Origin of the sequence: Sanguibacter sp. Leaf3 (assembly GCF_001425965.1) — a bacterium.
GTDB lineage: Bacteria > Actinomycetota > Actinomycetes > Actinomycetales > Cellulomonadaceae > Sanguibacter > Sanguibacter inulinus.
In genome coordinates, this window is record NZ_LMRH01000002.1 from 601,592 (window position 1) to 620,796 (window position 19,205).

Annotated in this window: 19 protein-coding genes and 1 tRNA gene; 7 read left to right on the forward strand and 13 right to left on the reverse strand. The window is 70.3% G+C overall.

Annotation, left to right across the window (positions count from 1 at the left end):
• Nucleotides 1-68: 68 nt before the first annotated feature.
• Complete coding sequence (locus tag ASG53_RS10085) at nucleotides 69-647, reverse strand: DUF3000 domain-containing protein (RefSeq protein WP_056132295.1); 579 nt, start codon at nucleotides 645-647, stop codon at nucleotides 69-71.
• Between the two features lie 255 nt (nucleotides 648-902).
• Here ASG53_RS10085 and gndA point away from each other — a divergent pair, with 255 nt between their 5' ends.
• From gndA to ASG53_RS10100, 3 genes are all read left to right on the forward strand, one after another.
• Nucleotides 903-2,342, forward strand: coding sequence for an NADP-dependent phosphogluconate dehydrogenase (gene gndA, locus ASG53_RS10090; RefSeq protein WP_056132297.1), 1,440 nt, complete (start codon nucleotides 903-905; stop codon nucleotides 2,340-2,342).
• Between the two features lie 4 nt (nucleotides 2,343-2,346).
• Nucleotides 2,347-3,594, forward strand: coding sequence for a carboxylate--amine ligase (locus ASG53_RS10095; protein WP_056132300.1), 1,248 nt, complete (start codon nucleotides 2,347-2,349; stop codon nucleotides 3,592-3,594).
• Nucleotides 3,595-3,882: 288 nt separating this feature from the next.
• Complete coding sequence (locus ASG53_RS10100; RefSeq protein ID WP_156382745.1) at nucleotides 3,883-4,071, forward strand: hypothetical protein; 189 nt, start codon at nucleotides 3,883-3,885, stop codon at nucleotides 4,069-4,071.
• A gap of 20 nt (nucleotides 4,072-4,091) precedes the next feature.
• Here the strand turns inward: ASG53_RS10100 and ASG53_RS10105 are convergent, their stop codons facing one another.
• The 6 genes from ASG53_RS10105 to ASG53_RS10130 all read right to left on the reverse strand — a co-directional run bounded on the left by ASG53_RS10105 (nucleotide 4,092) and on the right by ASG53_RS10130 (nucleotide 11,819).
• Nucleotides 4,092-6,491 (reverse strand): hypothetical protein, encoded by a 2,400-nt coding sequence (locus tag ASG53_RS10105; RefSeq protein WP_056132305.1) that lies wholly within the window; start codon nucleotides 6,489-6,491, stop codon nucleotides 4,092-4,094.
• 46 nt (nucleotides 6,492-6,537) lie between these two features.
• Nucleotides 6,538-6,608: transfer RNA gene (locus ASG53_RS10110), tRNA-Arg, on the reverse strand.
• Between the two features lie 45 nt (nucleotides 6,609-6,653).
• Nucleotides 6,654-8,333 carry an ABC transporter ATP-binding protein gene (locus ASG53_RS10115; protein ID WP_056132308.1) on the reverse strand — a complete coding sequence of 560 codons (1,680 nt, stop codon included), beginning with the start codon at nucleotides 8,331-8,333 and terminating at the stop codon, nucleotides 6,654-6,656.
• Nucleotides 8,330-9,310: an ABC transporter permease gene (locus ASG53_RS10120; RefSeq protein ID WP_200945485.1), complete on the reverse strand. Its 981-nt coding sequence runs from the start codon at nucleotides 9,308-9,310 to the stop codon at nucleotides 8,330-8,332. The genes ASG53_RS10115 and ASG53_RS10120 overlap by 4 nt, the downstream gene beginning before the upstream one ends.
• Entirely contained in the window at nucleotides 9,307-10,272 is a 966-nt protein-coding gene (locus ASG53_RS10125; protein ID WP_056132311.1) for an ABC transporter permease, read from the reverse strand. Before ASG53_RS10125 ends, ASG53_RS10120 begins: the two co-directional genes overlap by 4 nt.
• A 14-nt stretch (nucleotides 10,273-10,286) precedes the next feature.
• Entirely contained in the window at nucleotides 10,287-11,819 is a 1,533-nt protein-coding gene (locus ASG53_RS10130) for an ABC transporter substrate-binding protein (RefSeq protein WP_056132313.1), read from the reverse strand.
• A gap of 131 nt (nucleotides 11,820-11,950) precedes the next feature.
• Between ASG53_RS10130 and ASG53_RS10135 the strand changes: the two genes are divergently transcribed.
• A complete protein-coding gene (locus ASG53_RS10135) occupies nucleotides 11,951-12,604 on the forward strand; it encodes a DUF1028 domain-containing protein (protein WP_056132316.1) in 654 nt (217 codons plus the stop codon).
• 117 nt (nucleotides 12,605-12,721) lie between these two features.
• Here the strand turns inward: ASG53_RS10135 and ASG53_RS10140 are convergent, their stop codons facing one another.
• The gene (locus tag ASG53_RS10140; RefSeq protein ID WP_056132320.1) at nucleotides 12,722-13,336 is read right to left on the reverse strand and encodes a helix-turn-helix domain-containing protein; all 615 of its coding nucleotides are present in this window, start codon (nucleotides 13,334-13,336) and stop codon (nucleotides 12,722-12,724) included.
• Nucleotides 13,337-13,385: 49 nt separating this feature from the next.
• Between ASG53_RS10140 and ASG53_RS10145 the strand changes: the two genes are divergently transcribed.
• A complete protein-coding gene (locus ASG53_RS10145; protein WP_056132323.1) occupies nucleotides 13,386-13,637 on the forward strand; it encodes a hypothetical protein in 252 nt (83 codons plus the stop codon).
• Between the two features lie 87 nt (nucleotides 13,638-13,724).
• Here the strand turns inward: ASG53_RS10145 and ASG53_RS10150 are convergent, their stop codons facing one another.
• The 5 genes from ASG53_RS10150 to ASG53_RS10170 form a co-directional block, all read right to left on the reverse strand.
• Nucleotides 13,725-14,591 (reverse strand): hypothetical protein, encoded by an 867-nt coding sequence (locus ASG53_RS10150; RefSeq protein ID WP_056132326.1) that lies wholly within the window; start codon nucleotides 14,589-14,591, stop codon nucleotides 13,725-13,727.
• A gap of 36 nt (nucleotides 14,592-14,627) precedes the next feature.
• The gene (locus ASG53_RS10155) at nucleotides 14,628-14,915 is read right to left on the reverse strand and encodes a DUF427 domain-containing protein (RefSeq protein ID WP_056132329.1); all 288 of its coding nucleotides are present in this window, start codon (nucleotides 14,913-14,915) and stop codon (nucleotides 14,628-14,630) included.
• Nucleotides 14,916-14,985: 70 nt separating this feature from the next.
• Nucleotides 14,986-15,471, reverse strand: a complete 486-nt coding sequence (locus ASG53_RS10160) for a hypothetical protein (protein WP_056132330.1) — start codon at nucleotides 15,469-15,471, stop codon at nucleotides 14,986-14,988.
• 10 nt (nucleotides 15,472-15,481) lie between these two features.
• Nucleotides 15,482-16,342, reverse strand: a complete 861-nt coding sequence (locus ASG53_RS10165; RefSeq protein WP_156382746.1) for a dihydrofolate reductase family protein — start codon at nucleotides 16,340-16,342, stop codon at nucleotides 15,482-15,484.
• Nucleotides 16,335-16,877, reverse strand: coding sequence for a SufE family protein (locus ASG53_RS10170; protein ID WP_082544047.1), 543 nt, complete (start codon nucleotides 16,875-16,877; stop codon nucleotides 16,335-16,337). The genes ASG53_RS10165 and ASG53_RS10170 overlap by 8 nt, the downstream gene beginning before the upstream one ends.
• A 117-nt stretch (nucleotides 16,878-16,994) precedes the next feature.
• Between ASG53_RS10170 and zapE the strand changes: the two genes are divergently transcribed.
• Entirely contained in the window at nucleotides 16,995-18,026 is a 1,032-nt protein-coding gene (gene zapE, locus ASG53_RS10175) for a cell division protein ZapE (RefSeq protein WP_235533897.1), read from the forward strand.
• A gap of 114 nt (nucleotides 18,027-18,140) precedes the next feature.
• Complete coding sequence (locus ASG53_RS10180; protein WP_056132336.1) at nucleotides 18,141-19,190, forward strand: zinc-dependent alcohol dehydrogenase family protein; 1,050 nt, start codon at nucleotides 18,141-18,143, stop codon at nucleotides 19,188-19,190.
• Nucleotides 19,191-19,205: the final 15 nt, after the last annotated feature.

Genomic DNA, 19,205 nt, shown 5'->3' on the forward strand with positions numbered 1-19,205 from the left:
GGGTCTGCCCGGCCGGTGGGTCGACGGCTCCGTAGCCGTCTGGCACGTGCTGTCCGGGGTGGTCGACGTCATCGGTGCTCGTCGAGGGAGGTGATGCCCTCGGGCAGGTGCGGCTGACCGGCGACGGCGCCGAGGAGGTCGGACCAGGCGTGCAGGTGCGCGGTGAGGTCCGGGGAGGTGGGGGTCCACGAGGCGCGGATCTCGAGCTCGATCGTGTCGGGCTGCTCGTCGAGGGCCCCGAAGCTCTGGTTGATCGAGCGGGTGACCGTCCCGCCGAGCGCGACGACCTCGCCGACCCTGTCGGCGAGAGACTCGAGCAACCAGCTCCAGGCGACGTCGCCGAGCAGCCCGTCGGTGCTCAGGTCGGGCTCGATCTCGGCGCGGACGAGGGTCACGACGCGGAAGTCGCCCTGCCAGTCGTCTCGGCCCTCGGGGTCGTGCAGGACGATGAACCTGCCGTCGGCGAGCTCCTCGTCGGGGCGCGCCACGTGCGCGAGCGTCCCGGCAAGGGCCGCGGCGAAGGGGGCCACGCGCACGGGGGCGGGAACCTCTTCGAGCTCGAGACCCGGCCTCAGGCGCGGACGTCGTAGCGACTGCAGGGCGCGCACGAAGGCCTGCGGGACCTGGGCGCCTGCGGTGGTGATCACACTGGCACTGTAGGGCTGGCGTGCGACAAAGCCGCCGTGCCACGCCCGCGCCCCGGAGCGTGTCTAGATCGTTACGTCCGCGCAGGTCCGCGGGTGTACCCGGCTCGGCGACGACCGCTGGGCGGCGTGCAGGAGCCGGGAGCGTGACGTACGCATCGTGATACTCAGCGAGCGCCGTCGGCACCCGAGGCTAGGGTGGGAAGGAAGCATGTCGTGACAGGTGAAAGCCCGTCGGAGGCCAAGGAGAGAGCTCGGATGTCAGCACGCGCACAGATCGGCGTCACAGGACTCGCAGTCATGGGTCGCAACCTCGCGAGGAACTTCGCCCGGCACGGGTACACCGTCGCCGTGCACAACCGCTCCTACGCCAAGACCGAGTCGCTCATCGCGGACCACGGGACCGACGGTGACTTCATCCCGTCGGAGTCCATGAAGGACTTCGTCGCGTCGCTCGCCCAGCCGCGCAAGGTCGTCATCATGGTCAAGGCCGGCGGCCCGACCGACGCTGTCATCCAGGAGCTCATCCCGCTGCTCGACGAGGGTGACATCGTCATCGACGCCGGCAACGCGCACTTCCCCGACACCCGTCGCCGCGAGGCAGAGCTCAAGGAGCACGGCCTGCACTTCGTCGGCACCGGCGTGTCCGGCGGCGAAGAGGGCGCGCTCAACGGCCCGAGCATCATGCCCGGTGGCTCCAAGGAGTCCTACGAGTGGCTCGGCCCGATCCTCGAGGACATCTCCGCGAAGGTCGACGGCGTCCCCTGCTGCACCTACGTCGGCTCCGACGGTGCTGGCCACTTCGTCAAGATGGTGCACAACGGCATCGAGTACGCCGACATGCAGCTGATCGCCGAGGCCTACGACCTGCTGAAGCAGGGTCTGGGTGCCTCCGCGAAGGAGATCGGCGAGATCTTCGCCGAGTGGAACAAGGGCGACCTCGAGTCCTTCCTCATCGAGATCACCGCCGACGTGCTCCAGCACGTCGACGCGAAGACCGGCAGCGCCTTCGTCGACATCATCCTCGACCGGGCCGAGCAGAAGGGCACCGGCCGCTGGACGGTTCAGAACGCCCTCGACCTCGGTGTCCCGATCACCGGCATCGCCGAGGCGACCTTCGCCCGCGCGCTCTCCGGCTCCGTGCCGCAGCGCACCGCCGCTAACGGTGTCCTCGAGGCGCACGCAGGCACGTGGGACGTCACCGACCGCGAGGCCTTCATCGAAGACGTGCGCCTCGCGCTGTACGCCTCCAAGGTCGTCGCGTACTCGCAGGGCTTCGACCAGATCGCCGCCGCCTCCGAGGAGTTCGGCTGGGACATCGACCGTGGTGCGATGGCTCGGATCTGGCGCGGTGGCTGCATCATCCGGGCCCGCTTCCTCAACCGCATCACCGAGGCCTACGAGCGCGACGCGAACCTGCCGCTGCTGCTCGCTGACGAGTACTTCGTCTCCGCTGTCGGCCACGGTGTCAGCGCCTGGCGTCGCATCGTCGCGCAGGCTGCGCTCAACGGTGTGCCGACCCCGGCCTTCGCCTCGTCGCTGTCGTACTACGACGGTGTCCGTGCGGACCGCCTCCCGGCCAACCTCATCCAGGCTCAGCGCGACTTCTTCGGTGCGCACACGTACCAGCGGACCGACAAGGCTGGCGTGTTCCACACGGAGTGGTCGCTCGACCGCAGCGAGTCGACCGAGTCCTGAGAAGATGGTCGACTTCCTCCCCGTAGCCGTCGGCGGTGACATCGGCGTCTACGCGCTGCTGCGCGCCTTCCACGAGCAGTACGGCTCGCGCTCGCTCGTCCTCTCGAGCGTCGCGACCCGTGCGATGACGGACTCGACGTTCATCACGAACGTCGTCACGCCCGGCATCGACGAGCCCGAGACTCTCGTCGCGGCGCTCGAGAAGGTCGCAGCGGAGCACCCTGGTGCCCGGCTGCTGCTGCTGACGAACGCGGACTGGTACGTGCGCGCCATCATCGAGCACCGCGAACGGCTCGAGAAGCACTACCTCATCCCGTTCTGCACGCTCGACGTCCTCGACGTGGTCTCCTCCAAGGAGGCCTTCGCCGAGGTGTGCGCTGAGCTCGACATCCCGACACCGCGGACCGTCGCGGTCGACGTCGCCGACCTCACGGCACGGGGAGGACGGTCGCTCGTCGCAGGCCTCGAGGTCGACCTGGAGTTCCCGGTCGTCGCGAAGCCGTCGTCGAGCGCCGAGTACCACTACATCTCGTTCCCGGGCAAGAAGAAGATCCACCACGTCGAGACCCGGGCGGAGCTCGACGAGCTGCTCGGGCACCTCGTCGACGCCGGGTACACCGGGACCTTCCTCGTGCAGGAGTTCATCCCCGGTGACGAGACGCAGATGCGCTCGCTCACCGCGTACCGCGACTCGCACGGAGACATCACGCTGCTCGCGACCGGGCGGGTGCTCCTCGAAGAGCACACGCCCGGCACGCTCGGCATCCCCGCGGCGATCCTCACCGAGCAGTACGAGGACGCCATGGAGGCGGCCAGCAGATTCCTCGACCGCGTCGGGTACCTGGGGTTCGCCAACTTCGACTACAAGTGGGACTCGCGCACCGGGCGCCACGTGTACTTCGAGATGAACCCGCGCATCGGCCGCAACAACTACTACGTCACCGCCGCCGGGGCCAACCCGGCACGGGTGCTCGTCGAAGATCAGGTGCACGGCAACCGCATCGAACCCGTGCGCGCCACGGGCGAGGTGCTGTACACCGTCGTGCCGGTCAAGCTGCTCATGCGGTACATCCTCGAGCCCGGGCTCAAGTCCCGGCTCAAGGGTGTCGTCAAGCGCAAGGGCGTGGTGCACCCGCTGCGGTACCGCGGCGACGGCGGGCTCAAGAGGCGCCTGGTCATCGAGCTGATGACCGCGAACTTCTGGCGGAAGTACAAGCAGTACTACCCGGAGGCTACTGAGACCGGGTACTGATCTAGGCCCGAGCACGACACCAGGAGAGCGTCCCGCAGCAGCGGGGCGCTCTCCTGCGTGCGGGTGGTGCTGGCGGTGCGTCTGCGTCCGACAAGCACCCAGGCGACGTCTCGGGCGACATCTCTGGCGCAGGGAGCCCAGCTCGGTCGGCTCGAGGAGGCAGCGCTCGCTCGGTCCAGGATGGTCAGGTCTGGCCTGCTGGACAGTCGGAGGGGACTGACGACTGGCCAGCAGGATCTAGGCTCGAACCTCGGAAAGACTCACGACGTGCAGGACGAGAGGGACGACATGAGTGGCACATCACAGGGCGACGACAGCGCACGCGCAGGCGGACGCATCGAGCCGGTGAACCTTGCGGTGGACCATCGCAAGAGCGAGGACGAGCAGGTCGACGACCTGGTGGCTGAGCTCACCGCACTCGGCATGAACCCGGACCGTGAGGCGCTCCGCTCGGTCGTCCGCAAGCGGTCGTCGTAGCGGCGCCCGGTCGCCGTAGGTCAGTGCATCGTCAGGGCTGGGTGCGGTCCGACTGTCCACCCTAGGAACGGCTGAGCGGGTGCTCTCCCGTCGAGCGCATCGTCCAGCTCGGAGACCAGCCAGGCCAGGACCGCGTTCGTGGCAGGAGGGACGCTCCTGCCGGAGTGCTCGGTGCTGGTCGGGCGAGAGTGGACGTGGTGCATCGCCTCGACGACTCGCCGAGCCGCCTCTGGCTCGAGCTGGGACACGAAGAAGACGGTCTGTCGCCATGCGTACGCGGCCTTCTTCACCTCACGCAGGCTCGCCGAGAGCTCAGCGGGGCCCGACTCCGCTGGCATCGTCGATGCGTGTGCGTGTGCGTGTGCGTGTGCGTGTGCGTGTGCGTGTGCGTGTGCGTGTGCGTGAGCGAGCGACGACCGGACGACCTCGAAGGAAGCGGTCGCGGCTGCCTCCCAGCCACGCGTGGGGGTGATGCCGAGCCCCAGGAGTGTCACGAGCCCGTGCGTGGTGAGCACCTGGGCCTGTTCGATCACGGCCCCTCTCCCTGCGACCGAACCTCGCCCACCAGGCTGGAGGTCGTCGTGGGGTCCTGCGACCCGCGCACGATCACGACAGACCTGGGTGAAGGCGTCGCGCTCTGTCGCCACGACCGGCGCCGCCTCAGGTCGCGACAGCCCGAGGCGCTCCGTCCAGCGGGCTGGAGGAGGTGTGGTCATGGCTGACTGCGCTGCGGCAGCCAGGCTCAGCCCGTAGTAGGTGTCGTAGACGGTGCCCCGCATCACTGATGCAGCGGTCGTCGCAGCATCGGAGAACCGAGGGGCGAAGTCCATCTCGAAGATGTCTGCGGCGAGCTCGGGCAAGAACGTGGCATCGACGTGTGCTCGCCTGGACAGTGCTGCCAGCTCCACGACGAGGCGGTTCGGCATGATCTGCCCGGGGAAGTGGTCGAGGTAGGCGCGGCCGAGGGTGAGCAGCGCCTCGTGCGAGGCCGCCGACTCTCCGATGCCGTCGTGGTCGCGCACGGCGCGAACCCAGGGGAGCTCGTCGATGCGGACCTGCGCCGCAAGACCGACCAGCAAGACCGAACGTCTCGACCTGAACGCCGTGTAGGTGCGGCTCATGAGGGTCCGGAGCGCTGGGTCGGCATACCCGGCGCTCCAGGCGTGGGCCACGATCTGCGGTGCGACCTCGGCGAGCACCTCGGCCGACGTGATGACGTGCTCGGCGACCAGGTCGTCGATGGTCGCGGCGTGCGCTCGGAGCACGGCTCTGCGGACCGACTCCGGCACGGGTGTCCCGGCACGGGCATCGTGCGACGCCTCGGCCGCGTGCACCGGCGCGAGGACCACAGCGGGGTCGGGCACGCCCGACGGGCCGGGGAGGGCGTCGAGGCGCTCGGCGACGACAGCGGCGAGGGTGGCGTGCGGAGCAGTCACTGCTGTGAGCTGGGCCGAGCGGACAGAGGCGAGGGCGTCTGAACCAGGGACGCCGCGCTTGAGCACCATGGCGTCGACAGCCCGCTGGAGCCGTCGGCGCAGCAGTGGGCTGAGCCTGCCGCTCACGCCTTCTCGGGTCGCCTCGACCAGGACTCCGAGATTCTCCTTCGGGTCGGTGTGCTGGGAGCACCGCGTGTGGTGCGACCGTGCGGTGTTGTAGTCGAGGAGCACCGCCTCGCACTCGGCGAGCCACCCTGCTGGACGTCGGGAGTCGACGACAGCCCCTTCGACCGTCGTCCACCACAGTCCCAGCATCCGGTCGGCGAGCGGCGCCCACACCGTGAGAGCTTCTCGTTGCGCCTGGACCGCGGGTGGTGTCGTGCGCCCGCGCAGCACGGAGCGGGCCTCCTCGACCGACGTCCTGTGGACCTGCGTCCTGCTGTCGTGGCTCCCGACAGGCTCGACGCTCTGAGCGTCCGCGAGCTTCGAGGGCCAGAGCCTGAGGAGCCCTGACCATGACGCGACCTCCGCCACCAGCCGCCGCGCGTCGTCGTCGTGCCCGTGGCGGAGCAACCAGGCGATGACGAGCACCACGGACTCTTCCGCGCACGCGAGCGAATAGCTGCCGTCGTCGAGCTTGGCGTCCAGGCGGGCCGCACCCGGCTCGGAGAGCAGGGCGCGGAAGATCTCGGACCGCTCCGCGGGGACACCGAGTGCGTCGGCGAGCTTGATCTCGTCGCGGGTCGGTGCTCCGGCAGACGCGGCCGATCCCGAGACGAACCCACCGCGCAGCACCTCGAGCGTGACCCAGGCCGGATACGTCGTCGGCGTCCGAGATCCGACGTCCAGGGCTCCGCTCGTGACACCACGCAGGTGTGCCGCCCACTTCTCCGCACGGACGCGGCCACGCTCGCGGGTCGGTCCGTCGGTGTGAGACCTGGCTGTCGAGAGGGCGTCGGCGAGACGGTCGTGGGCGTAAGACATGGCTCTCCTGGTCGGTCCACCGAGTCTCGGTCAGGCCGAGCGCGAGCCGACGTGGCGGGTCCTGCCCCCGCGCCCTCGGGTCCGAAGCCCGATGCTCTGCTGCTGAGCTACACGTCGATGAGGCAGATCGTACACAGGACCTGTCGATGTGCCGAGGCTTCGTTACCGCACGGGCCGCTCCGGCGGGACCGCCGCGAGCAGCGCCCGCGTGTACTCCTCGGCGGGTTCGGCGAACAACCGTCCGGCCGGCGCCTGCTCGACTGCCCGTCCGTGCTGCATCACGAGCACGTCGTGGCTCATCTCCTGGACGATCGCGAGGTCGTGGGCGATGAACACGTAGGTCAGCCCGAGCTCGGCCTGCAGGCGGCGCAGCAGCTCGAGCACCCGGGCCTGGATCGACACGTCCAACGACGCCGTCGCCTCGTCCAGGATGATCACGTCGGGTTCGAGGGCGAGCGCCCGGGCGATCGAGATGCGCTGCCGCTGACCGCCCGAGAGCTCGTGGGGGTAGCGGGTCGCGAAGTCGGCGGGCAGGTCGACGAGGTCGAGCAGCTCCGCGATCCGCTCGGCCCGGGTCCCCGAGGACGGCAGGCCGTGGACGCGCAGCGGCTCGTCGATCGAGTCGCCGACGCGCATGCGGGGGTCCAGGGACGAGAACGGGTCTTGGAACACCATCGCGAGCCTGCGCCGCAGGCTGCGGTCGGCGCGGAGCAGGTCTGCTCCGCCGAGCGTCGCCGTCCCGGACTCGGGGGCGACCAGCCCGGTGAGGGCGTTGGCGATGGTCGACTTGCCGGACCCGGACTCTCCGACGATCCCGAGAGTCCGACCGCGCTGCACGTCGAAGGACACCCCGTCGACGGCGTGCACCACCGTCTTGCCCACGGGCGTCTGGACGGGGAACTTCACGTCGAGGTCCCGCACGGAGAGCAGCACCTCGCCCTCGGGTGCCGGGGGAGCGACCTTGCCGAGGCGCGGCCGTGCTTCGAGCAGCTTCTGCGTGTACGGGTGCTGCGGTGAGTCGAGCAGGTCGAGGACCGGGCGGTGCTCGACGGCCTCGCCGTCGCGCAGCACGAGGACGTCGTCGGCGACCTGCCCGACGACCCCGAGGTCGTGGCTGATCCACACGACGGCGGTGCCGCTGTCGTGCTGGAGCTGCTGGACCAGGCTGATGATCTGCGCCTGGGTGGTGACGTCGAGCGCTGTGGTCGGCTCGTCGGCGACGAGCAGCACGGGGTCGCAGGCCAGGGCGATCGCGATCATCACGCGCTGGCGCTGACCACCCGACAGCTGGTGCGGGTAGGAGTCGAGGCGGCGCTCGGGGTCCGGCAGGCCGACGGCCTCGAGCAGCTCGAGGGCGCGCACGCGCGCCTGGCGACGTGAGAGCTTGCGGTGCGTCTCGAGCGTCTCGGTGATCTGCCGCTCGAGGGTGAGCAACGGGTGCAGCGAGGTGCTGGGGTCCTGGAAGACAAAACCGATCGCGTCGCCGTGGACGCGGCGCAGCGCCTTGGGGGAGGCGCCGACGAGCTGGATCCCGGAGTCGGAACCCTTGGCGGTGCCATGACCGGAGGTTCGCGGCCCTACGCTGCCACCAGCACCAGCACCAGCACCAGCACCAGCACCAGCACCAGCACCAGCACGCAGCAGGCTGCTGCCGGTGACCCGCGCACCCGGGGCGTCGAGCAGCCCGGTCGCGGCGAGCACAGAGAGCGACTTGCCGGAGCCCGACTCGCCGACGATGCCGAGGGTTCCGCCGGGCTCCACGTCGAAGCTCAGGCCGTGGACGATCTCGCGTCGGCCGATCGACACTGTCAGGTCCGTGACGGACAGGACGGGGGTGCTCATCGCATCCTCCTCTGCTCGGCGAGCGTGCGCTGCTTGGGGTCGAGGACGTCGCGCAGGCCGTCGCCGAGGAGGTTGCAGGCCAGCACGGTGACGAAGATCGCGGCGCCGGGGAAGATGCTCATCCACCAGGCCTGGCTGATGAAGCCCTGCGCGTTGAAGAGCATGCCGCCCCAGCTCGGGTCGGGTGGTTGGATGCCGAGACCGAGGAAGGAGAGCGCGGCCTCGGAGAGGATCGCGAAGGCCAGGGACAGCGACGTCTGCACGACGATCGGCCCGGTGATGTTCGGCAGCACGTGCCGGACGAGGATCGTGCGGGCCGGGGTTCCCATGGTCTGGGAGACCTGGACGTAGGGCTCGACACGCACCGACAGCGTCGAGGCCCGGGCGACGCGGGCGAAGATCGGGGTGTAGACGATGCCGATCGCGAGCATGGTCGTCAGCTCGCCGGGCTCGAGGATCGCGACGATGGCGAGCGCGAGCAGCAGCACGGGGAAGGCGAACATCACGTCGACGACGCGCATGAGCACGGTGTCGAGGATCCCGCCCGTGTACCCGGAGACGATGCCGACGGGCACCCCGACCACGAAGGCGAAGGCGACCGAGACGACCGCGATCCGCAGGCTCGTCCCGCCGGCGATGAGCACGCGCGAGAAGATGTCGCGGCCGAGGTCGTCAGTGCCGAACCAGTGCGCGCCGCTGGGGCCCTGCAGGGCGTCGACGACGTTGACGTCGTTGATGCCGTAGGGCGCGACCCACGGCGCGAGCACCGAGACGAGGACGATCACGGCGAGCGCGATGCCGCTGATCAGCGTCACCGGGTTGCCGGCGAGCAGCCGCCAGGCGGCCACACGACCGGAGTCGTCTGCCGGGCCGGCGGAGGCGGGGCTCTTCTCGGGCGGGATGCTGGCCGCCGCCGGAGGCACCGGTGTCGTGCCGTGTGCGCTGGGGGCGCTCTCGTGTCCTGTGGTGTCACTCATGCGAGACGGATCCTCGGGTCGACGACGGCGTAGAGCACGTCCACGATCAGGTTGACGATCAGGAACATGACGGCGATGAGCAGGACCGAGCCCTGGATCATCGGGTAGTCGCGGGCCGAGACCGAGTCGAAGACGAGCCGGCCGAGCCCGGGCCAGGCGAAGACGACCTCGACGACGATCACGCCGCCGAGGATCGTCGCGAGCTGGATGCCGGCGATGGTGAGCACGGGGACGAGCGCACCGCGGACGATGTGCCGTCCGGTGACGACGGAGGGGGCGAGGCCCTTGGAGCGTGCGGTCCGCACGTAGCCGGCCGAGGCCACGTCGAGCACGGCCGAGCGGATGTACCGGGTCATGATCGCCCCGGCGACGAGCCCGACGGTCAGGCCCGGCAGGGCGACGCGTCGCAGCCACTCGAGCGGGTCGTCGGCGAGGGCTGTGTACCCGCTCGGCGGCAGCCAGCCGAGGGTGGTCGAGAACAGCCCGATGAGCAGCAGGCCGAGCCAGAAGTCGGGGATGCTGACCCCGGCCTGGCTGCCCAGGCGGACGATCGCGTCCGAGGCTCGGCCCTCGCGCAGGGCCGACCAGATGCCAGCCGGGACGGCGATGAGCAGCGCGATGACGATGCCCGCAGCTGCGAGGGAGAGCGTCGCGGGGAGCCGCTCGAGGAGCAGCTGGCTGACCGGCTGCCCGTTGCGGAAGCTCACCCCGAGGTCACCGGTCAGCGCTCCGCCGACGTAGGAGAAGAACTGCTCCATAAGCGGCCTGTCGAGGCCCGACGCGGTGTTGAGCGCGTCGTAGGCCTCTTGGGTGTACCGGGTGCCGAGGGCGAGGCGCACAGGGTCACCGGGCACCAGCTGCACGATCGCGAAGACCACGACCAGCACACCGAGCAGGACGACCGCGGAGGAGAGTACCCGCCGTCCGAGGAACCGGGCTGTCGAGCCGAGAGACATCCTCATACGGTCCTCACCCCCTACTCGGTGAGCGAGGTGTCGCGGAAGCGGATGGCCGCGTCGGAGCGGACCGCATAGCCCTCGACCTTGGGGCTCCACGCCTGGATGACCGACGGGTTGTAGAGGTAGATGTAGCTGGCCTCGTCCGCGATGATCGTCGCCGCCTGCGCGTAGAGGTCCTTACGGGTCGCCTCGTCGGTCTCGGTGCGGCCGGCGTCGAGCAGCTCGTCGACCTGCGGGTTGGAGTACCCCTGCGCGTTGCTTCCACCGGTGGTGTGGTGCTGGGCGTAGTAGAAGTCGTCAGGGTCGATGTTGCCGAGCCAGCCCATCATCAGCAGGTCGAAGTTCCCGGAGTTCTGCTCGTCGAGCCAGGTCGAGAAGTCAGGCTGGCGGATCTGCACGTCGATGCCGAGAGGCTCGAGGTTCGAGGCGATGATCTGCGCGGCAGTGACGGTCTCGGGGTAGTCGCTCGTGGCGAGGAAGTCGAGGGTCCCGCCGGTGAAGCCTGCCTCGTCGAGGAGCTGCTTCGCCTTGTCGAGGTCGGTGCTGTACGTGTCGTACCCGGTGAACCAGACGCTGTCCTCGGGGATCGCGAGCTGGTTCTCCTGCGCGGTGCCGTAGCTCGTCGCCTGGACGATGGCCTCGCGGTCGATCGCGTAGGCGATGGCCTGGCGGACCCGGACGTCGTCCCACGGGGCCTTGTTCTCGTTGAGCGCGAGGTACCAGTAGTCGCTCGACGGGCTGGTCTCGAGTGTCAGATCTTCGTTCTCCTGAAGCTCGGCGACCTGCTGGTCGGGCACGACGTCGGTCCAGTCGACCTCACCGCTGCGCAGCGCCGCGAGGGCTGTCGCCGGCTCGGAGATGAAGCTGAAGGTCACGCCGCCCAGGGCCGGTGCGCCGCCCCAGTAGTCGGCGTTTGCCGTGAGGGTGATGCTGTCGCCGCTGACCACGGAGTCGACCTTGAAGGGGCCCGTGCCGATGGGCTTGGTCTGGATGTCGCCCGAGGTGACGTTCTCCTCGCTGACGATCGCCATGCCCTTGAAGCCGCCGAGGTTCGACAGCAGGTTCGGGGTGGGCTGGGCCACGGTGATCGTGACGGTGTCCTCGTCGACGGCGACGACGTCGGTGACGGCCGCGAACTTCCAGGCGTTGGCGAGCTCTTCGTCGACGATGCGGTCGTAGGAGTACACGACGTCCTCGGCTGTGAACGCGCTGCCGTCGTGGAAGGTGACACCGTCGCGCAGCTCGAAGGTCCAGGTGAGCTGGTCGTCGCTGACGGTCCAGCTCTCCGCGAGGGCGGGCTGCATCTCGAGGTTCTCGTCGGGCTCGACGAGGGTGTCGAAGACGTTCTCGAGGACCTGGAAGCTGAAGTAGGAGCTCGTGCGGTGCGGGTCGAGCTGGTCGGGCTCCCCGCCGATCGCTGCGCGCAGGACCGCGCCCTGGGCTGGCGTGCCGGAGCCGCCGCCGAGGTCGACGCTCTCTCCCGAGGAGCAGCTGGTGAGGATCAGTGCGCCCGCCGCGGCTGTCGCCAGGGCTGCAGATCGTGCTCGCATCGCGGTCTCCGTTCGATCATTCTGATGATGATTCGATCAGTATGTGTCACGCTTGTCGGGGGGACAAGCCGCGAAACACGATCGAAACACACCGTCCCGCCGTCCACGGGCCGCATCTCCAGGGGGATCGATTGACCTTCACACTCATCGCCGTCGACCGTGAGCACGGGCTGCTCGGGGCTGCTACGGCCAGCCGCTCCTTGGCCGTCGGCAACGCCGTCATCGCCGTCGACCCGGCCGTCGGCGTGGTCGCGAGCCAGGCCTGGACCAACCGCAGGCTGCGCCACCAGATGCTCGAGGCCATGGCCGCGGGGGCGAGCGCGCAGGAAGCCGTGGACAGGCTGCCCGGCTGGGACGCCGAACCAGGGCTGCGGCAGGTCGCTGCCCTCGACCTGCACTGCGGGATCGCGGCCGCCACTGGTGAGAACACCAGTGGTTGGGCTGGTCACAGCGTCGCCGGGGACCACGCTGTGCTCGGCAACCTGCTCGTCGGGCGGAAGGTCCTCGACGCGATGAGCCGCGCCTTCGCGGCCGGGCTGGGCATCGACGGGATCGACCCGAGGTCGTCGCTCGGCTTCGCCGCACGTCTCCTCGCGGCGCTCGACGCTGGAGACCGTGCCGGGGGCGACTCCCGCGGACGGCAGAGCGCGGCCGTGGTCGCGACCTGCGTGACCGACGAGCGGGAGCACCCCCCGATGCTCGAGGTCGACCTGCGCTCGGACGACCACGAGGAGCCTGTCGGCGAGCTGGTGCGGCTGCTCCGGCTGCAGGTCGAGCGGCGCTGAGCGCGGACGCTCCGGCGGCGTGAGAGAGGTCGTACCGGGGTGCGGCGAGGGTTAAGGACGTCTCAGCTGTCGGACGGTGGCGTGTGAGGGTCGGCTGGTGGGCCGCGTGCGGGACCGTCAGCGCTCCGACGGGGCGACCGCGCCCAGGACCACGGTCTCGCCGTCGTGCCCGTTGGCCCACCAGTGGGGTGTCGAGCACCCGTAGGTCGCGGTGTCGCCGGGCTCGAGGTCGATCTGGCGGTCGCCGTGCGTGATGTGCAGCCGACCGCTGAGCACGGTGACGGTCTCGGTGCCCAGGTGCCGGAACGGCCGCTCGACGTTGGTGAAGGCTGGTGGCAGGGTCGTGCGGATCAGCTGGATCGCCGTCTCACCGCGCGGTGAGAGCAGCTCGCGGACGGCCTGGCCGTCGTCGGGGGTCCCGGGCGCGGGTGGGAGCACGTGCGGACGCCCCGCACGGACCACGACGAGCTCTTCGGCAGGTGGTTCCAGCAGCCGGGTCACGGAGACGCCGAGGGCCGAGGCGAGACGCTGGATCGAGTGCAAGGACGGGTTGCCGAGCCCGCGCTCGAGCTGGCTGACGAGCCCGAGGCTCACACCGGCGCGCTGCGCCAGACCCTGGACCGAGAGGTCGAGCTGCTTGCGGGCAGCTTTGACAGTCGCGCCGAGCAGCGCAACGGTGTCACCCTCGTCCGACGCAGCGGTCACCACGGACGTCTCACGCACCTCTGTCATACGAGCAACCCTAGAGGGTCGTGTCGGTGGCTCGTCCTACGGTTCGTGCATGGTCACTCGTGCGCACCTCACCGGACAGGAACTCGACACCACGGCCGACAGCCCGAGCAAGGGCCTCCCGCAGGCGGGCGAGACGGGCCTCGGCGACGAGGCAGGTCGCCTCGCCACGGCCGGTGCGGCCTACGCTGCCGCGCGTGCCGCGCTCGACGCGGCGCTGCCCGCCGGATGGCGGAGCGCTGCTGTCGAGACCCTCCCTGGCGACAGGGTGGCTCAGGCCACGAACCGCTCGACAGCGGCGTGACCCTCGAGCGGGTCGAGACCTTCGAGCCGGTCGAGACCCGCGAGCCGCTCGTCACCCTCGGCGTCCTCGACCTGCTCGAGGATGCTGCTACTCGGTGAGCAGGACCGTGCTCGAACGCCACATCGGGGAGGTCGAGTCTGGCTGCCACACGATGGTCGCCACCTCACCGCTGGTCACTCCCGGGTCTCCGAGGGTGGCGAGCGCGCCCTGCCCCTCGTCCGGGGCGACGGTCACGGGAACTTCGGTGCCCCCGATCACCCCGAAAGCCGACTGCGGAGGCTCGACCAGCACCTCGCCACCGGCGTCGACGACTGTCGCGAAGAGCACCGAGGGAGACGACGACCCGACGTAGGTGGCGGGCTGACGCATGTCGTCAGGCCCGACGGGAGGGTTCTTCCACTCCCAGGCTGTGGGACCTGTGAGGGGGCTGCCCGGGTCGTCGATCACCATGCCGGAGCCCTCAGCCCGTACGACGAAGGCGTCGGCCACGTCCCCCGAGGAGACGGTCACGACCGTGGAGCCGTCGTCGGGGCCAGCCGTGGTGGTGACGGTGCCGTCGAGAGCGGAGGCCGCGTCGACGGGGGAGATCGAGCCGTCGTTCTCCCGTGTCGTGGAGAAACCGGCGGCGTCGACGTACCACTTCTGGGTCTCTGGCGAGAGCAGGGCGAAGGCTGCGGTGTCGTCGCCCGCGGCGATCGTCGCCAGGTAGTCCAGGACGACGGTCTGCGCCTGGGCTTCAGGGGAGTCAGAGGGCGTCGTCGCCGAGGGCTCGGCGGGCTCAGAGCTCGGGCCGCTCGCCGACGGCGAGCCTGGGGTGCTCGGCCCAGCGGTCTCGGTCGACGCCGGTGACGTGGTCCCGGGCGTCTGGGACTCCGAGGCGCACCCACCGAGGAGCACGAGAGCGAGCGCACCTGAGGTGACGACAGGCAGAGAGGACGTGCGGGAGATCTTCATCAGCTCACCGTAACCACAGGTCCGCGCCCTCGCAGGTCAGACCTCGACGACCTCGACGCCCTTCCAGAAGGCCACGTGGTCACGGATCTTCTCGGCCTCGGGCTTCGGGTCGGTGTACGTCCACGCCGCGTCGCGGTTCTCCTGCCCGTCGACGGTCACCGTGAAGTACGTCGCGGTGCCCTTCCACGGGCAGACCGTCGTGGTGTCGGTCGACGTGTACAGCTCCCGGACGATCGAGTCCGGCGGGAAGTACTGGTTGCCCTCGACGACCTGGGTCGCGTCAGACTCAGCGATGACTGTGCCGTTCCAGAGTGCGCGGTACATGGTGCCTCTTCTCGTCGGTTGTGCCGGGGGTGGAGCGGTGTCGGACCAGGTCGTGCCGTGCGGCGGGGTCTCAGCCGAGCTCGGAGGTGCCCGAGTACAGGTGCAGCACGGGGACCTGGAGCTCTTCGCGGGCCTTGGAGGCCCAGTCGCGGTGGAAGGTGTCTTCGACGATGTTCGGGTACGTGACGACGACGACCTCGCGGACCCCGCCACCGGCGACGGCAGACCGCAGCGCGGGCAGCGGGTCCTCCTCGACGAGCGACCCGGACGCCGTGTAGCCGGCGGCCTCGAACTCGGCGATGCTCGTGGCGAGCTGCTCGCTCGCCTCGGCCGTCGCCTCGGTGCGCGAGGGGACGCCCTCGGTCGCGGTCTCCCACGCCTCCTTGAACTGGCCCGACCCGAGGTGGTTGAAGATCGCCCCGAGCAGGTTCTGCTCGGTGTCCGCGGGGACGAGCACCTGGAAGGCCAGGTCCTCGTCGCCGTAGAGGTTGACGATGTTCTGCACGTCGGTGGTCGCGAGTGTGTCTTCGGTCAGCACGAGGATGGTGTCAGTCACGCACTCGACTCTACCGGTGCGCAGACCCGCTGGCCGGGTGAGCAGGGACGGGATCTGCGCGGAGCGCCCAGCGCGCGAGCAGCGACCCGCCAGAGTGCAGGATCTGCACGAGCCGGGCCGGTGCACCGCCCTTGCCGAGGTAGGAGCCCGAGGTGACGATCCGCGGCGCGGGACCGCCGACGACCAGTGGGCTCGTCGTCAGGCACAGCTCGTCGAGGTGATCGCTGTCAGCCAGGTCGCCGAGCAGCGACGGCCCGCCTTCGGCGAGCACCCGGACCAGCCCGCGGTCGGCGAGAGCGTCGAGCGCGGCCTGCAGGTCGACGGAGTCCTCCCCGGTGACGACCACCCTGTCGGCGGGGTACCCGGTGAGTCGTGCGGCTCCGGCCGAGGTGGTGAGGACGATCGGCGGCACGGTCCCGGCCGGGTGCTGCGCGACGTCGGTGATCTGCGCGGGCAGGTCGCCGGAGCGCGTGACGATCGCGAGCTCGATCGCCTGAGCGCGGCCTGAGGTGGCCCGGAGGTCGGCGAGGCCGCCGGGCACAGACAGCGGCGTGTACCGCTCGGCGCGGACGGTCCCGGCACCGACGAGCACCACGTCGGCGAGGGCCCGCAGGACCCTGAACACGCGGTAGTCGGCGTCGCCGTTGATGCCGCCGGAGACCCCACCGGCCCCGGTCGCGGCACCGTCGAGGGTGCTGATCATGTTGGCGCGGACCCAGGTCTGTCGACCGTCTGCGGGGTCAGGGTGCGCGTACAGCGTCGCGAGCTCGGCCTCACCCGGGTCGGGCTCGACGCAGCGCGCGGACTCGACAGGACGACCGTCGACGACGAGGACGTCGAGAGACGGACGTCCGGAGCCGGTGTCAGGCACGCTCGGCGCCAGCGTCGGTGCCCGCGTCTGTGCCGCCGTCGGACGTGGGGTGCTCGCGTGCCGGGGCGACGCCGAGAGCCTCGAGACGCTCGAGCACCTGGCGCTGGACCCGGCCCTGCATCGACGCCATACCCGCTGTGCGCAACGGGCTCACGAGGTCGTGCAGGCCCAGGCGCGTCGGGAGGTCGTGGGGGAGGGCGAGCACCTGCTCGGCGGTGCAGCCCGCGAGCCCCTCGGACAGGACCCCGGCGAACCCGCGCGTGGTCGGCGCCTCCTGGGGCGCCACCACGTGCAGGGTGACGGTGTGGGGGCTCTGGTCCTCCACCTCGACCGCGACGTACACGGGCGACTGGCACTCCACGACCCGCTCCATCGTCGAGAGGTCGGAGGTGTAGCGCTCGGGGACGTCCTCGACGCTCGCGCCCATCTCGACGAGCATCTCGAGACGCTGGGCCGCGGGCAGGGCGAGGAAGTCCTCGGCCAGCTCGGCGAGGGCGGACGGGAGGGCGACGTCTGCGGGGGGAGGTGTGCTCACCCGTCCAGCCTAGGACGTCTGCGCGGCCGGCGCCGTCTGCGACTGTGCTGCGCACCACGTCGCGGGCCCTCCGTCTGGCCCGTCGCGCCAGCCGTCTCCCCGGTACCCTCGGAGATCGTGACCGTCACCACCCCACACCTCAGCGACGTCCACCCGAGCGTCCCCGCAGACCGGCTCCTGGCAGACCTCGTCCCCCCGCGCCACTTCGCCGACGCGTCCTTCGCGACCTACCGCGCGAACCCCGCCTTCCCGAGCCAGCAGGCCACCGTCGACAGGCTCACAGAGGTCGCCGCGCAGCTGACCGGCAGCAGCGGCGGGTTCTTCAAGCGGCTCAAGGCGCGCAAGACGCCCCCCGCCGTGTACCTCGACGGTGGCTTCGGTGTCGGCAAGACGCACCTGCTCACCTCCCTCGCGCACTCGGTCGGTGCCGGGGCGAGCGCCTACGGCACCTTCGTCGAGTACACCAACCTCGTCGGCGCGCTCGGCTTCGCCAAGACCGTCGAGGCCCTCGCGACCAAGACCCTCGTGTGCATCGACGAGTTCGAGCTCGACGACCCGGGCGACACCGTCCTCATGTCCCGCCTGCTCCGCGAGCTCGCAGACCGCGGCGTCGCGCTCGCGGCCACCTCGAACACCCTGCCCGACTCCCTCGGCGAGGGCCGGTTCGCCGCCGAGGACTTCTTGCGAGAGATCCAGGCGCTCTCCGCGCGCTTCGAGGTGATGCGCGTCGACGGTGAGGACTACCGCCAGCGCACGCTCGTGACGACCGGCACCGCGACGCCTGACGACGCCGTGGAGCGGGCGGTCGACGGGCAGCCCGGAGCGATGCTCGACGACTTCGACGTCCTGCTGACGCACCTCTCCCACGTCCACCCGAGCCGGTACGGCGCGATGCTCGACGGTGTCCAGCTGCTCGGTCTCACAGCGGTGCGCCCGCTCGTGGACCAGTCGCAGGGTCTGCGCTTCGTGGTGCTCGTCGACAGGCTCTACGACCGCGACGTCCCCGTCCTGCTCGGCGGCACAGGCCTCGAAGACCTGTTCAGCGAGCAGATGATCAACGGCGGCTACCGCAAGAAGTACCTGCGTGCGCTCTCACGCCTCGGGTCGCTCGCGCAGGACGGACGGGCCGTCCTCGACGCGGCTGCGTGACGTCGGCGGGCGCGGTGTGACGTTGCCGTCCGAGGCCTCGTTCGGCGTGCCGCCGCACAGGTGGCAGGTCTAGGCTCGGCGAGGCCTTCCACACCTCTCAGAGAGGCTCGAACCATGCGAGCAACCGTCATCCACGGCACCCGTGACGTCCGCCTGGAGACTGTCCCGGACCCCCAGATCCTCCGCCCGACCGACGCGATCGTCCGCGTCGTGGCGTCCTGCGTCTGCGGCTCGGACCTGTGGCAGTACCGCGGCGTCAACGAGGTGACGAAGCCGAGCCGGATCGGTCACGAGTTCGTGGGCGTCGTCGAAGAGGTCGGGCCGCAGGTCACGCAGATCCGTCCTGGGCAGTTCGTCGTCGCGCCCTTCTCGATCTGCGACAACACCTGCGTGCACTGCCGCAACGGCGTCCACACCTCGTGCACCAACCTCGCCTGGTGGGGCTCGACCGACCAGGACGACCTGCCGACCGATGGCGGTCAGGGTGAGTTCGTCCGGGTGCCGATGGCTGACGGCACGCTCGTGGCGACCCCTGAGCACCCCTCGGACGAGCTCCTGCCCAGCGTCCTCGCCCTCGCCGACGTCTTCGGCACGGGCCACCACGCGGCCGTGAGCGCCGGGGTCAAGGTCGGCTCGACCGTAGCGGTCATCGGAGACGGGGCCGTCGGCCTCTCGGCAGTGCTCGCCGCGCAGCGGCTCGGCGCCGGGCGCATCATCGCCATGTCGCGCCACGAGTCGCGCCAGGTCGTCGCCCGCGAGTTCGGTGCGACCGACATCATCGCTGCTCGTGGGGCCGACGGTGTCGCCGAGCTCATGGAGCTGACCGACGGTGTCGGTGTCGACTGCGCGCTCGAGTGCGTCGGCACCAAGGAGTCGATGCAGCAGGCCCTCGACTCCGCCCGCCCCGGCGGGAAGGTCGGCTTCGTCGGTGTCCCCGCGGGCGGTCCTGAGCTCCCCGTGCGCCAGATGTTCTCCTCGAACGTCGGCGTCAACGGCGGCGTGGCCCCGGTGCGCGGCTACATCCCCGAGCTCATGGCCGACGTCTACGCGGGGACCGTCAACCCGGGCCGCGTCTTCGACCTGACGGTCCCGCTCGCCGAGGTCGCCGAGGCCTACGCCGCGATGGACGAGCGCCGCGCGATCAAGTCGATGCTCCTGCCCTGAGCCCCTGAGCCCCTG